The organism is Rossellomorea sp. ABR4_012 (assembly GCF_056159545.1).
Map to the genome: position 1 here is coordinate 571,087 of NZ_JBSWVK010000003.1, position 14,522 is coordinate 585,608.

The window sequence follows — 14,522 nt, forward strand, 5'->3', positions numbered from 1 at the left end:
TTATGGAAGCATGGGGACAGTTCTCTTGCTTCGGAAGCACAAGGCAGTCCCCGTGCTTCATGCAGCCGCCCTTTGTTCAAGTGAAGGGCAGTTTTACAACAAACATCAGGAGGGAAATATAGTGGAGATACATATGAGAGAAGCAGCCAAGAAAGATTATGATGCCATTCATCACATACAAAAACAAGTCCACGAGATTCATACAAAGGAAAGACCGGACCATTATAAGATGGCTGATGTCACGTTAGACAAGGAGTATTTCAATAACTTGATAGAGGGAGAAAACACAAAGGTATTCTTATTGGAAGAAGACCAGCCAATCGCTTATACCATCATTACGATAAAAAATACAGAAGAAAGACCAATTCTAATCCCTAAGAAAGTTGTCTATATGGACGATTTTGGTGTCGATCGTACGTACAGAGGAAAAGGAATGGGGAAACGATTCTTTGCGAAAATAGTGGAGTACGCAAAGAGTATAGAAGCAGACTCATTGGAATTAGGCGTGTGGGAGTTTAACGAGAATGCGATAAAGTTTTATGAGTCTATGAATTTACGAACAAAAATGAGGCGGATGGAGATAGATTTATAATGTTTTTAGTTAAGGATGGATGAATTTCCATCCTTTTTGATTTCGAGAAGTACATTTCTTGCACTATTTTTTCTGAAAATGGGTCTGGCCCTGATGGACGTCGCCGATGTGATTAACAAACAGGTTAATTTTCAGCCATATTTCATCCGCTATAAAAAATACATGCCACTTTTCAAATATCCGTTCCACTTTTGGAAAATACGATCCACTTTCCACATTTACATGCAACATTTTAAAAATACGTGCCACTTTCCCCGTTTATCAACCAACTTGTCGAAAAATCTTTGGGTCATGGATACTCAGTTCCAATGAATTGCGGGGGCCTCACCACCGACGGGTACGGTGAAGCTTTAGCTTACCAAAGGGCAGGCCACAAATCCGATGGCTCAGGGGGACAGGTCCCTTGACCCGGCTATTTTCTTCAATAATAAAAATCATTCGGAAGCCCCGAATGATTTTTTATTATTATGCATGCATGGCCCTAACTTCAAGGTCGCTCCAACACGGCAGAAAGCATCCGGTGAATGACCTCATGATCTCGTGAATCATGAAGGTGATATTTCTCACCCGGTAGCGTATACCATTCATCAGCTCCTACAGGTAGAGTGGGGGCGGTTCCCTCTCTACCTATTCCTTTTACAGCAAAGATCCATCCCACGGAATGTACCCTGAAAAGTAGAGTGAGAATCGTCCCAAGTTCCCCCTAAACCGGCACTGCTTCTTTTCATGAAGTCTTTACAGGCTCATTTGATATCATATGTGAAGGAATTTCCTTGAAGATGCGAGACTTTGACTTGAATAACGAAAACAACACGCATCCCGCCAAGACAATCATACTGCCAGCAGCTTGCAGCCCATTCATCTTTTCTCCCAAAAAGGCAAACGCCAATAAGGCTGTGAATACGGGATTAAAATTCAAGAACAATCCCGACGTACTTGGCCCTAATTTATTTACCCCGACATTCCAGAGTACCATGCAGACAACAGTGGAAATCACACCGGTATATATGATCGACAGCATGAAAGAAGCATCCACATTGGTTACCCGGAAATCTTGAAGGTTAAAGGGAAGAAGGATGAGAAGACCGAATATACCCGAGTATAAAATGGACATCATGGGGGTGACGGTCTTCATCGCCCATTTGCTGCAAACGGAATAGAATCCCCACATCACAACCGCGGCCAGCATATACAGATCCCCTTCATTAAATTGCAGGGAAAAGATCATTTCCGTGTTCCCTTTGGAAAGGACAAGTAACACGCCAAAGAGCGATAAGAACATAGATAGCAGTTGAAATGCGTTCATTTTTTCCTTTAAAAATATAAATGAAATTCCGGCGATTGAAAACATATTTAACGTGGAAATCAAGCCCACATTGGTAGCTGAGGTTTTTTCCAAGGCCATGAATTGCAGTGCCTGAAAGAGGGCCACCCCTGTCAGACCCATTAAACATAAGGGAAGGACCGATTGGATCGGTGGAACGAGCTTTTTTTCTTTCCACCAGACAATCGGGAACAGGCATACGATGGCGATGGCCCATCTTACTATCGTCAATGTTCCCGGGGATGCATGTTCCACAAGCGTTTTCCCCACAATGAAGTTGCCTCCCCAGAGAAGACTGGTCAGTAACAATAGATAATAATACTTCACGTCATTTAGCCCCTTTTCGAAGAGCCATTGTGCACAATGACATTTACTATAAGAATAATTTTAACATTTTCCTGATATTACAAAAGAACTTATTGTATAATGAGAATTAATCGAAATAATTGAAAGTATAATAGGTTTTTAGATTATAAAAATTAATATCTACATCGTTTTATCGGTGGTTTTTGGAACAATTGAAAAGGGTGGATGAATCATGGAATCAATTGTCAGCAGGGTATTGGACCAGATGGATCTTCAGCTATTGGATTTGCTTCAAAAGGATGGGCAGCTGAGCAATCTTGAATTATCAAAAAGGGTAAACTTATCGGCACCAGCCGTACACGCAAGAATCAAGAGGCTCGAGACGGAAGGATATATCAAAAAACAGGTAGCCATTCTAAACCATGAAAAATTGGGATTTGACTTACTATGCTTTGTGTTTATGAGCACGAATGAACATAGGACAGAAAAGTTGGAAGCAGTGGAGGAGACATTGGAAACAATGGAAGAAGTCTTGGAATGTCACTGTTTGACCGGGGAATATGATTATCTCCTGAAAGTCGCCTGCAAGGATCGTAAGGGGCTGGAGCTTTTTATTCGAAGGCTGAATGAAATGGGGATCACCAAGATTCAAACGAGTCTGGCGTTGAGGGAAATTAAGGATTCTACGGTGTTGCCGATCCAGGGGAGTTGAGATGAGGGTAGAGTGGGGAACGTTCCCTCTCTACCTTTTTCCTTTGGACCATCACCACGAATTTATCCCGAAAAGTAGTGTGAAAACCGTCCCAGGTTTGCCAGTGTTGTCGGGCCTGTCCCCGGGTGCTTCTTGTTGGCCAGGTAGACGAAAAGCGGTTAAATGTGTCATCTCTTTGTTGGGGGTTGGTTAGAAGTAGTACCATGCTCTCAGCGGCAACCTGAATGGAATCCCTTCTTGAACTTATATGAATTCTAGTAAGCTATATAACAAATCGAATCAGTCATTCATATTCAAAGAGCTACCTTTTTACAATGGTAGCTCTTTTGTGATTTTATAGAAAAAAATACCTATATCCAAATTCACCCTCCGAGATTATACTATTCTAGATATTAAATACATAAACCTCTGGAGGATAAGTGATGAAGCGTTTACTTTCGCTAGTTTTGGTATTGGTTTTGGGATTTGGTGTTTTACCGGGAATGACGTACGCCATTGAGCCTAATGAACCAGATTTTGAAGAGTTTTTGAAGAATATTGGGTGGGAGAAGCAGGATTATATCGATTATCTTGAAAGTAAAGAATGGTATTTGGAAGATTATGAGTCTGTGGAAGATCTCGGTACACCACTTTCAGAGGAATCTATTCAACTAGTACTACAAGAATTTGACCTGAGTCGTGAAGAGTTGAATGAACTTCTAGTTGAATATGGTGATATAGAAGAGGGACAAGATGTGTTGGAAGGCACATGGATCATCTTTTCCGAAGAACTTCATGAGTATGTGGATTTTTATTTGAACGGATGGGAAGGTACTCCGATTGATGAAGAAAACCTTATGCAGCTATTAAGTGATTATGGCTTTGACTCAAAGGAAGCACTGGAGCAATTTTTAAAAGAGAATGACGATGCCATTGAAAACTATGAGTATATTGAAGATCTTGAGCTCGCTGTTGATATCTATGTGAACGGTGGTGCAAATTTAGACGAAGTATATGGTCTCTTCACAGAAATCGGTCTGACGGATGAGGAGCTTGAAAAGTTGTTTGCTCATTTTGAAACTCTTGCGTTTGAAGATCCTGCTTTCCTGGATCAATTAATCGAGCTAAGCGAAAGAATGATGGCGTTTGAAGAATTTGAAACCGCTGAAGAACTTACAGCTGAGCAAATTGCAGAGCTTCTCGATATCTTTCATGACATGCTCCAACTTTTTGAGTTGGAAACGTCGTATTACCTCGTGAAAGATGATGAAAAACAAGTCGTATCATTTGAAACTCTGATGACGATGGACACGACAAATGGGTATGATCTATTAATGGAATTATACAACAAGCAAGGGGCGTTTCTTGCTGATCTATTGCTGACGGCAGACATGTTTGGCTCTGAGCTTATTCAGGAGACAGGGAAGGACATGAAGCAAGCAAAGGAAATTGTGACGGCTGAAGCACCAAATGGATCGAAACCACTTGTCAAAACAGTCAAAGGCGGCAAGCTTCCGAAAACAGCTTCTGATTATGTTGGCAATACTTTCGTTGGCCTGGCATTTGTATTAGTTGGTGCTTTCTTATTCAGACGCTATAGAGTCAAAGGGATTTAACCTCAAGTGAGAAAGGTCAAACGCAGCAAGCGTCTCGTACCCCTTTTATTGTCTGTGAGTCTCATTGTATTTGGAGCATGGTTTGCCGGGACGAATGCCTATACCTTTTTAAAAGGGTATCTGCTATTTAAAACAGGACAAGTAAATGCTGAAGATTATACAACGAAGCCTGATTTGAAAGAGAAGGAACAGAGCAAGGAACAAGAGAAGGTCCCCCTTTATGCAGAACGTCCTGAAAAGGGAGAAAATATTGGTGAGCTTATCATCCCGAAGCTTGCGGCAAAGCTGCCGATTTTTCACGGAACACATGAAGATGAACTGGATAAAGGAGTGGGACATTTCGCCGGCAGTGTCCTGCCTGGTGAGGAAGATAATACAGTCCTGTCAGGTCATCGTGACACTGTCTTTCGTCAGATGGGTGAGGTGGGGATAGGCGACCTGCTTGTTGTGCAAACATCTGCGGGGGAATTTACGTACAAAGTCAAAAAAGTACGCATCGTTGACAAGAATGACAGGACGGTCATTGTACCAAAACCAAAGGCGACCCTGACTGTTTCCACCTGCTACCCGTTCAATTTTATCGGGGCATCACCAGAGCGTTATATCCTTGTAGCGGATTTGATTTCGTCAAAAAAAGAGTGAAGTGCTTCCCGAATAATGGATTCTCTGGAAAAGGGCCATTATTCGGTTTTTTGTGGATTAGGCATTCTTTATCTGGGGAAGGATCTTTCTTTGTTTTATGTAGAGTGGGGACGGTTACCTCCTCTACTTTTCTTATTAAAAAGCATTAGAGACGGTTCTCTTGCTTTGGAAAAACAAGGGTCATCCTTCGATGTTGTGAATTGGTTATTTTTGTAAAAGTCAGCATATAATGAAATTATTCAGCATAAATCTCTAAAAGTCAGCATAAACTCATTTTTTTCAGCATAAATCTTGAAAAGTCAGCATAAATCGTAATGGAACCCGGGTATAAGGGAAATGTGAGCCGCATATTTAAGCCACTTGTCGAAAAATTTTTATAGAGTTGCCGATATGGGATGCAGAAAGGGAGCCTGATCAAACATCTTAATAAGTTGGATAAGACCGGGTAAGCAAGAGATACGCCTTTTTGCATCCTTTATCTGGAGGGACGGGCCTTTGTCTCAAAAAGGTCCGTCCCTCTCCCATGATAAGCCGTCGGGTCTGCCGTTGTGGATGATGCTGAAGAGGAGAAAGTGGAAGTTTCAGCGGTATAAAACGTAAAGGAATTGGGACGGACCTTACTTGCTTTAAAAAGGGGCCGTCCCTTGTTTTTTTACTAATGCTCCTGAATTGTTGGGGTCAGTCCCCTGGGGTGGTGAGCTTTAGCGAATCTTAGTCACTTCCCAAATAACGGATCATCTACTATTAAATGTTATCTGTATTAATCCTTGGGGTTTCCTGTTCAAGAGCTGCTGCCGCCAGGGCATTATCATTATGCCGATCGTTTTTAGTTCCATTCTCTAATGTACTGTATTCTTCGTTGTCTTTGGTAGTTTTCTTTTTGTCAGCCATCCTATCACCCCCTACCGATAATATGCTCAATTTTCACCTTGGAAATTTATATTTCTAGTGTCATTCAAAATAGGCTGGTTTCTTTATCAGGGAATGTATTATGTGAAATTGGAGACTCTTCTTAGTAACAAGAAATGAGGAGGGTTATTATGGAGTTACATGGAAGTGAATGGAAAGACATGGCGCAGCATACCATGCATACGCTAAAAGACAATATGAAGGAGAAGTTCTATTCTATCGCTGATATTCCAAATGCTACAGTTCCGGAATTGGCTGAGTTCATCAAGCAGCACCCTGACACACAGGTGATCAGGAAGAATCTACTCGGCAACAGCTACACTTTTTACAGACTGAACATGAACCATTATCAGTTCTATCTGGAAACCAATTCTGACCGGGTTTTACAACTGGATGGCTATTCAAATGGGAAAAAAGTCGTATCCCATCGATCCTATAGGGATTTTGATGATTTACATTCACCGATTAAGTTGAAGCGAGAATGAAGGGGACTTTAGCAGGCAGCTGTAATATGTTATCGGTAAGGATGGATGAATATCCATCCTTTTTTGATTTGCTGAGGTGTTTTCTTACATTATCTCTTCTGAAAATGGGTCTGAGGCGGGGGGGATGCCGCCAATGTGATAACCAAACGGCTCAGTTTCTCTATATTCCTTCCTTTAATGAAAATACGTGCCACTTTCCGAGTTTGCGTGCAACTTTCGGAAAATACGTGCCACTTTAGACGTTTACGTGCCACATTTCAAAAATACAATCCACTTTCCGTTTATCACCCAATTTGTCGAAAAATCTTTGGATCAGTCGGAGAGTTGGAATGAATGGCTGGGGGTGGGCCTGATCCCCGGTACGGTGAAGCTATAGCGTACAGGGGTCAGGCACGAAACCCTGGTGGGCAGGCCCCAAAACGGAAATCATCGAGGCATAATCCCAAAGCAGGGATATGCGTCTTTTTATGGAATAGATAGAAAAGGCATAATGAACTTTAAAAATTCATAGTGAGATAAATACATTGAAAACAAGATTCAGCACTTCTATTGTAAGGGTACCAATATTGGGAATGGAAAAGAAATAAAGAAAAGACCGATGAACTCTTGATCCCTTCCACTGCTGGAGCAATAAAATCCGAGTATAGAAGTGTCCCATTCATGGCTAAAATGTTAAAAAAAGTGAGGTTACCCTTATGTTCACTCTCATCATTGCAAAATGTCTGCGCCTCCTTCCAAATCAAGCAAAAAAAACACCTATGATTCCCCGACAAGATGTAAAAATGAAAAAAGATGTGGTCGTTGAAACATCTGTTCATCCTACTAACATTTCCATATATTATCCTTTAGAAGCACAACAGAAAAAGTTCCCTGTCTATATCAATTTCCACGGAGGAGCGTTCATCATGAATGAAAAGGAGATGGATGATCCCTATTGCCGCTACCTGGCCAATAAGGCAGGATGTGTGGTCGTGAATGTCGATTATGTGAAAGCACCAGAGTACCCTTTTCCGAAACCGATTGAACAGTGCTTTGAAATTATTCAATGGATGAAGAGAAGAGCCGATGAGTTGAATATCGATGCTGAAAAAATCATGGTTGGCGGACAAAGCTCAGGTGGGAATCTCGCAGCAGCGCTCTGTCTCTACCTTGAAGAGAAAGGGGAGGACCAGCCCCTGCTCCAAGTGCTGTCCTGCCCGATGCTGGATTTTGTCACCCCGCATGGGGCCAAACCGGAACCGGATAAGTGGCGTGCCCGCTATCCTCAAGTCGCACATTTTTTAAACATGTGTTACGTACCTGACAAAGAACAAGCGGGTCATCCTCACGCTTCGCCTGTTCGTGCTGAGGTGAGTGACCGCTTGGCTTCTGCCCTTATCCTCATAGCGGAGTACGACGCATTCAGGCCAGAAGCCGAATGTTATGCCGAGAAACTAAAAGCAGCAGGGGTAAGCGTTCAAGCTGAGCAATTCAGAGACTGTTCTCACGCGTTTACCCATCTCGGTCCAAAAGAAAGTGCGGAAGAGGCTTGGAGATTGATCGCAAGGAAGATCAAAGAAGTAGCCAGATCCAATGGAAATTGAAACACCTCCTTTATTAATAGCACATCCAAAGTTTTTTTAGTGGGGAACGAGGGTATAAAATAAGTTCTAAGGTTACAGACTTGGAAGCAGTAGAAAAAAGCCAATCGACGGTTTAACGATATTTCAATGATCTGGACATGGATCAGAAGGAGATGGATATGGACAAAGAGCAACGGCAAGCGGATTTTGATTATTGTGAAAAGATCATAAAAAAACATTCCAAAAGCTTTTACTATGCCTTTTCACAACTGCCAAGTGAAAAGGCACATGCCGTTTATGCCATCTACGCTTTTTGCAGGACCGCTGATGAGTGTGCAGACGGAAACCATTCATCCAAGAAAAAGGTTCAGATGCTGAGACAATTGAAGAAAGAGCTTGATTTGTTCAACGATCATGAGGAATTGGATAAACCACTTTGGCGCGCACTCAGACATGTATTTAATACGTATGATATGGACATCGGCCCGTTTTATGACCAACTGACGGGGCAGTCCATGGATTTAACATTTACAACCCCGAAAACAATGAAGGAACTGGAACGATACAGTTACTATGTTGCAGGGTCTGTCGGATTAATGCTTCTGCCTGTCATTGCTTCGGAATCTTCTGCTGATTTGCAATCATCAGCGGTCAGTCTGGGCGTTGCCATGCAAATCACGAATATTCTGCGTGACATCGGCGAAGATTACCATGAGAAAAACCGCATCTACCTTCCAAACGCTGAATTACGCCATTTTCACTATTCAGAGAAAGATTTACATAACGGTACGATCAATGAACATTTCATCAACCTATGGGAAAAACTTGCTGCACGTGCTGAATTATTATATAGCAAGTTCTTGTTAAACATAGAGCTGTTCGATCCCGATAGCCGCGTGCCCGTCTATCTGTCAGCTCACGTATATAAAGGCATACTTGACGCTGTCAGAAACAATGGATACCAATGTCTAACGAAACGGAACTATGTGACAAAAGAAAAAATGACCCAAATCAACGTTGCAGTCAAAAGCGCCTTTGATTTGCGGGAAGGAGATGCATTAACAGTTGAAAAATAAATCCGTACTCGTCATCGGAGGAGGACTCGGTGGACTGTCGGCTGCGATTTCACTTGCGCAGGCCGGATACGATGTCTCCTTATATGAAAAAAACAACCACATCGGCGGAAAGCTGAATCGGCTGGATCAAGATGGTTTTGGATTCGATCTCGGCCCGTCCATATTGACGATGCCGCAGATCTTTGAAAAATTGTTTGCCGCCAGCGGGAAATCGATGAAGGACTACGTTCAGATTGAGAAGCTGGATCATCAGTGGCGCTCCTTTTTCCCAGATGGAAATGTCATAGACTTATATGAAGATTTGAACGACATGCTGGAGAAGAACCCATCCCTGACTGAAAAGGATATCCGTGAATATAAGAATCTGCTGGACTATTCGAAAACGCTTTATGATATGACGGATAAAACTTATTTTCAGCATGGTGTTGACCGCACGAGGGAAATCATGAAGCATACGGGTCTGTTCAGTGCGATTAAGAACTTTGATCTGTTTTCGACGGTTCACGGCGCCATTGATAAACGGATCAGCAATGAGCAGTTCCGCGATAAACTTTCCTATTTTATCAAGTACGTCGGTTCGTCCCCTTACGATGCACCAGCCGTGCTGAATATGATGATCTACATGCAGCATGATCAGGGCGTATGGTATGTACCCGGCGGTTTGAACAAACTGGCAAACGGCCTCGTGAAGCTGGCTGAAGAAGTGGGCGTCACCTTCCATTTGGGAAGGCAGATCGTAAAGCTTGAAAAAAAGGATGGGGAAATTACCGGTGCCGTATTGGAAGACGGGACAACACTTACGGCAGATTATTTTGTTTCCAATATGGAAGTCATCCCGGTTTACGAACGATTGCTGGAGGAAGACAGCCAATATATTAATAAATTGAAAAAGAAATTCGAACCGGCCAGTTCCGGACTCGTGATGCATTTGGGTGTGAAAAAGAGCTATCCGCAGCTGCGCCATCATAATTTCTTTTTCGCAGAAAATATGAAGCAGCAGATGCAATCGATCTTCCACCGCCGTGAACTGCCGGACGACCCGGTCATTTATCTCGTGAACGTCAATAAGACTGATCCGACACAAGCCCCTCCAGGACATGAAAATATTAAAGTGCTGCCTCATATTCCATTTATCCGGGATGAAAAACCGTTTACGCAGCAGGACTATGAACAGTTCGCTGAACGGGTCCTGATCAAATTGGAAAAAATGGGACTCGAGGACTTACGCGAAAATATCGTCACAAAGGATATGTGGACTCCGGAAGATATCAGACGGACGTACGGCTCCGACCGCGGTGCGATCTATGGGACCGTGTCAGACAAAAAGAAGAATAAAGGATTCAAGCATCCGAAACATAGTGAACGCTATGACAATCTTTATTTTGTCGGCGGGACGGTGAACCCGGGCGGAGGAATGCCGATGGTCACGTTGAGCGGCCAGCTTGTAGGGAAGAAAATTGTGGAGAGGGATGCATCCCATGCCTGAGGAGGCTTTTCTGAAAGCATTACCTGAAAGACAGAGAGAGGATCTGTTTTCAACAGGCAGCCCCTCTCTTGAAACACGTAAAAAACAGCTTTTGAAGCTGAAGACCATTTTATTGAAGCATGAAGAGGCATTTTTGAAGGCTCTTCATTCCGATTTGGGAAAACCGCCATTCGAAGCCTTTTCATCTGAAATTGCTGTGTTGTTGAATGAAATCGATCATGTATGCAGGCATTTGGGAAAATGGATGCGGCAGGTTCGGTCACGGCATTTTAAAATGGGGTATGTGGAAACGATCAACAGAAAGAGGCATCCACAGGGTAGTGTACTCATCATCGGTTCGTGGAATTATCCGCTTCAGCTTTCCTTGATGCCGGCGATCGGGGCCATCGCCGCCGGAAACCGCTGTGTAATCAAACCATCCGAGCATGCACCGGCTACGGCTGAACTGCTGAAAGAGGTCATGGATGGAGCCTTTCCTCCCGAACAACTAATCGTTGTGACAGGAGATGCTGGTACCGCGAGCCTGTTGACTTCATCCCCATTTGACCTGATTTTCTTTACAGGCAGTACGCAGACAGGAAAACTCGTGGCCGAGCAGGCGGCGGGGCAGCTCACCCCGGTGATACTGGAACTCGGCGGGAAAAACCCGTGCATCCTCGATGAAACAGGCTATTCGAAAGCGGCCATCAGGGACATCGTCTGGGGGAAATTCCTTAATGCGGGACAAACCTGCATTGCACCGGACACGCTGTTTGTCCATCAGTCCATTTATGAGAAAACGTTGAATGAAATTTCCGCTTCGATCTCAGCTTTCTACGGAGACCGACCCCAGGAAAGCGATGATTATGGCCGGATTTGTACGGATGCACATTTTCAGAAGGTGGTTGAGATTATCGGCCAGGGTGCCGTCCGGCATGGGGGTACCCATGACCGAGACGATCGGTTCATCGCCCCGACCGTCGTGACGGATTTGGAACCGGGAAGTTCGATCTTAGAAGAAGAGATCTTCGGCCCGGTCCTTCCTGTCATTCCGTATACGGATTTGAACACGTTATTGTCCAGTGGAATGATTCAACGGGATGCACTTACGGGATATATGTTCAGCAAAGATAAGAATGGGGTCGGGCTGTTCAAGGAACACATGCGGACACCGACCATCAGCGTCAACCAAGCGATCCATCACGCCGCGAGTCCCCATGTCACTTTCGGTGGAGTCGGGAGAAGTGGATACGGTGCTTATCACGGCAAAGCTGGTTTTCTCGCCTTCAGTTATGAAAAAACAGATTACAAAGCGGATTATTTTATGCGAGTTTCAGGGAAATTCCCGCCGTATTCCGATCGAAATATGAAAGCTTTGAAGAAGTTGAGAAAGTGGCTGCTGTAATAGGAAAAGATTAGACACAATGGTACGTGTAAAGGTTGAAGTAAGGGTTTTTAAGGGGAACTATCGAAATGAGGGGATTTACATGAGTAAAAAAGTTATTGTCGTGGGTGCAGGTGTTGCAGGACTTGCCAGTGCCATCAGGCTGCAGCATGCGGGGTACCAAGTAGAGATCTATGAAAAAGGATCAACGCCCGGAGGCAAAATGAATCGTATTGAACTTGACGGCTACACATTTGATTTAGGGCCGAGTATTGTCATGATGCCGGAACTGTATCGGGAAATTTTCGAATTATGCGGCCGCGACCCGGATGAATACATTCCAATGGAAAAATTGGACCCGATTTATCGGGCTTATTTCAGTGATATTCCCGACAAGCCTTTCGATATCTCCTCGGACCTTACACATTTGACGAAGACGATTGAATCGATCAGCGAAGAGGACACGGAAGGTTTTTTTCAATATATGCATGAAATTTACAAGCGCTTTGTCATTGCAAAACATCACATCCTTCAACGGCCATTCCGCAAAAGGTCTGATTTTTATAACCTTCCTATGTTGAAAAAAGCGTTGAAACTGAAACCATACGACACGGCCGATACGTTTATCGGAAAATACATCAAGAATGAGCGGCTGAAGCAGCTGATCAGTTTTCAAACGTTGTACATAGGCATTTCCCCTCTTAAAAGTCCATCTTTTTACACCATGATCCCGATGATTCAATTTTTATATGGAGTATGGTTCATTAAAGGCGGAATGTTTACGATGGCACTTTCAATGGAGAGGCTCTTCAAGGAACTTGGAGGAACCATTCACTATGGCAAAGATGTGGAGGAAATCAGCATTCAACATCGCAAGGCGGACGGGATTATCGTGGACGGCCAAAGAATCCCTGCGGATTACGTCGTCTGTAATGCGGACTTCCCGTATGCGATGAAACACTTAGTCAAAGACAAGGTCGCCAAAGGGAAATACACCGATAAAAAGATCGACAGCATGAAATACTCCTGTTCATGTTTTCTAATGTATCTCGGCATGGACCGGAAATATGAAGAAATCGACCATGTACATAACTTTATTTTCAATGAAAAGCTAGATGAGAATCTGGAAGATATTTTTGACGGCAAGAAACTGACGAATGGCTCCTTTTATGTGTACATCGCTTCGAAAATGGATCCTTCCCTTGCACCCGAGGGGAAAGATGGATTGTATATCCTGATGCCCGTCTCGAATATAGCAACAGCAAAGTATGAATGGGACGAGGAAACCATTTCTTATTATCGCAGCTACATTCTGAGTGAATTAAAAAAGATCCGTGGTTTTGAAAACGTTGAAAATGAGATTGTCACAGAAACGTATACCACACCACGGGACTTTGAATCGAAATTCAATGCCTATAACGGCGCCACGTTTGGGTTGCAGCCAACCCTGGACCAAAGCAACCACTATCGTCCGCAAAGCAAGGCAACGCATTGTGAAAACTTATATTTCACCGGAAGTAGCACACATCCTGGAGCCGGCGTCCCAATAGTGCTGTTATCGGCCAGGATCACCGCACAGGAACTGATACAGGATGATACGGGTGAGTTGTATGATTATTCGGTAAGGTAAAGGCTGGTTATGGTTGTTTGTTGATACGTAGCTGAAGGATGGTCAAGTTGTGTGTTGGCACGTAAATGAAGGCTGATCGGGAAGTTGTATATTCACACGTAAAGGAAGGAGGCAGATTTTATGGCAGCTTCAGAAGTGATTAATCTTGCTATTGGAATTCTGGCAGTTGTGATTGGCATCCTCATGTTCTGGTCTTTGCCAGTTCCTGGTTTCAACTCAAGAAATGCGGTCGGTCTGCCGTTTCTGTCCATCATTATCCCTGCCAGGAATGAAGAGGGCAGGATCGCACCTTTATTGCAATCATTGCAGAATCAGGGGTTTAAACAATTTGAAATACTGGTTGTGGATGACGATTCAACGGACAATACTGTGGCTGTCGCGGAAAGCTACGATGCAACGGTCCTGAAAAATAGTGGGGCAGGAAAGTCATCTGCCTGCTGGCTCGGTGCCGAGCATGCAAAAGGGAGCTGGTTACTTTTTCTGGATGCAGATACACGGTTCACGAGTGTGGATGGAATAAGGAATCTGCTGCATTTCTACCAGGGAAAAGGCGCAAGGGGCATCGTGGCATTACAGCCATTTCATACAGTTGAGCGCTTGTACGAACACCTCTCCGTTGTCTTTAACATCATTGTCGTTGTCGGAATGAATCTATTCACGATCTGGGGATCGCGGTTTAAAACCGCCGGCTCGTTCGGCCCCTGCATTCTATGCAATCGGGACGATTATTTTTTGTCTGGGGGACACCTGGGGATCGAGGGGGCCATCATGGATGATCTCGCACTGGGAGAGGCATTCCTTGACAAAGATCTCCCGGTCCGCTGCCTCGGCGGCAAAGGG

13 protein-coding genes are annotated in these 14,522 nt (G+C 43.8%); 11 read left to right on the forward strand and 2 right to left on the reverse strand.

Features of this window, described 5'->3' with window-relative positions; all coding sequences use genetic code 11:
* Positions 1-121 precede the first annotated feature (121 nt).
* Entirely contained in the window at positions 122-592 is a 471-nt protein-coding gene (locus ACXAFV_RS15880) for an N-acetyltransferase family protein (RefSeq protein WP_475127896.1), read from the forward strand.
* A 724-nt stretch (positions 593-1,316) separates the two neighbouring features.
* Here the strand turns inward: ACXAFV_RS15880 and ACXAFV_RS15885 are convergent.
* Entirely contained in the window at positions 1,317-2,243 is a 927-nt protein-coding gene (locus ACXAFV_RS15885) for a DMT family transporter (protein WP_475127897.1), read from the reverse strand.
* A gap of 211 nt (positions 2,244-2,454) precedes the next feature.
* Between ACXAFV_RS15885 and ACXAFV_RS15890 the strand changes: the two genes are divergently transcribed.
* From ACXAFV_RS15890 to ACXAFV_RS15900, 3 genes are all read left to right on the forward strand, one after another.
* A complete protein-coding gene (locus ACXAFV_RS15890) occupies positions 2,455-2,934 on the forward strand; it encodes an Lrp/AsnC family transcriptional regulator (protein WP_475127898.1) in 480 nt (159 codons plus the stop codon).
* 422 nt (positions 2,935-3,356) lie between these two features.
* Positions 3,357-4,529, forward strand: a complete 1,173-nt coding sequence (locus ACXAFV_RS15895; protein WP_475127899.1) for a processed acidic surface protein — start codon at positions 3,357-3,359, stop codon at positions 4,527-4,529.
* A 6-nt stretch (positions 4,530-4,535) separates the two neighbouring features.
* On the forward strand, positions 4,536-5,171 hold the full coding sequence (locus ACXAFV_RS15900; RefSeq protein ID WP_475127900.1) for a class D sortase: 636 nt from the start codon (positions 4,536-4,538) through the stop codon (positions 5,169-5,171).
* Between the two features lie 744 nt (positions 5,172-5,915).
* Here ACXAFV_RS15900 and ACXAFV_RS15905 read toward each other — a convergent pair.
* Complete coding sequence (locus ACXAFV_RS15905) at positions 5,916-6,062, reverse strand: hypothetical protein (protein ID WP_475127901.1); 147 nt, start codon at positions 6,060-6,062, stop codon at positions 5,916-5,918.
* A gap of 149 nt (positions 6,063-6,211) precedes the next feature.
* Here ACXAFV_RS15905 and ACXAFV_RS15910 point away from each other — a divergent pair, with 149 nt between their 5' ends.
* The 7 genes from ACXAFV_RS15910 to ACXAFV_RS15940 all read left to right on the forward strand — a co-directional run.
* Positions 6,212-6,565 carry a hypothetical protein gene (locus tag ACXAFV_RS15910; RefSeq protein ID WP_475127902.1) on the forward strand — a complete coding sequence of 118 codons (354 nt, stop codon included), beginning with the start codon at positions 6,212-6,214 and terminating at the stop codon, positions 6,563-6,565.
* 695 nt (positions 6,566-7,260) lie between these two features.
* A complete protein-coding gene (locus ACXAFV_RS15915) occupies positions 7,261-8,148 on the forward strand; it encodes an alpha/beta hydrolase (protein WP_475127904.1) in 888 nt (295 codons plus the stop codon).
* A gap of 158 nt (positions 8,149-8,306) precedes the next feature.
* Positions 8,307-9,203, forward strand: coding sequence for a phytoene/squalene synthase family protein (locus ACXAFV_RS15920; RefSeq protein ID WP_475127905.1), 897 nt, complete (start codon positions 8,307-8,309; stop codon positions 9,201-9,203).
* Complete coding sequence (locus tag ACXAFV_RS15925; protein WP_475127906.1) at positions 9,193-10,689, forward strand: phytoene desaturase family protein; 1,497 nt, start codon at positions 9,193-9,195, stop codon at positions 10,687-10,689. The genes ACXAFV_RS15920 and ACXAFV_RS15925 overlap by 11 nt, the downstream gene beginning before the upstream one ends.
* Entirely contained in the window at positions 10,682-12,073 is a 1,392-nt protein-coding gene (locus tag ACXAFV_RS15930) for an aldehyde dehydrogenase family protein (protein ID WP_475127908.1), read from the forward strand. Before ACXAFV_RS15925 ends, ACXAFV_RS15930 begins: the two co-directional genes overlap by 8 nt.
* A gap of 82 nt (positions 12,074-12,155) precedes the next feature.
* Complete coding sequence (locus ACXAFV_RS15935) at positions 12,156-13,682, forward strand: phytoene desaturase family protein (RefSeq protein WP_475127910.1); 1,527 nt, start codon at positions 12,156-12,158, stop codon at positions 13,680-13,682.
* Positions 13,683-13,802: 120 nt separating this feature from the next.
* On the forward strand, positions 13,803-14,522 hold a 720-nt coding region (locus tag ACXAFV_RS15940), incomplete at its 3' end, for a glycosyltransferase family 2 protein (RefSeq protein WP_475127911.1).

Bases quoted from the DNA above. Each gene is read 5' to 3' on its own strand.
- ACXAFV_RS15910 (WP_475127902.1), top strand. From the start codon at position 6,212: ATGGAGTTACATGGAAGTGAATGGAAAGACATGGCGCAGCATACCATG.
- ACXAFV_RS15905 (WP_475127901.1), bottom strand. From the start codon at position 6,062: ATGGCTGACAAAAAGAAAACTACCAAAGACAACGAAGAATACAGTACA.
- ACXAFV_RS15895 (WP_475127899.1), top strand. From the start codon at position 3,357: ATGAAGCGTTTACTTTCGCTAGTTTTGGTATTGGTTTTGGGATTTGGT.
- ACXAFV_RS15930 (WP_475127908.1), top strand. From the start codon at position 10,682: ATGCCTGAGGAGGCTTTTCTGAAAGCATTACCTGAAAGACAGAGAGAG.
- ACXAFV_RS15890 (WP_475127898.1), top strand. From the start codon at position 2,455: ATGGAATCAATTGTCAGCAGGGTATTGGACCAGATGGATCTTCAGCTA.
- ACXAFV_RS15920 (WP_475127905.1), top strand. From the start codon at position 8,307: ATGGACAAAGAGCAACGGCAAGCGGATTTTGATTATTGTGAAAAGATC.
- ACXAFV_RS15935 (WP_475127910.1), top strand. From the start codon at position 12,156: ATGAGTAAAAAAGTTATTGTCGTGGGTGCAGGTGTTGCAGGACTTGCC.
- ACXAFV_RS15915 (WP_475127904.1), top strand. From the start codon at position 7,261: ATGTTCACTCTCATCATTGCAAAATGTCTGCGCCTCCTTCCAAATCAA.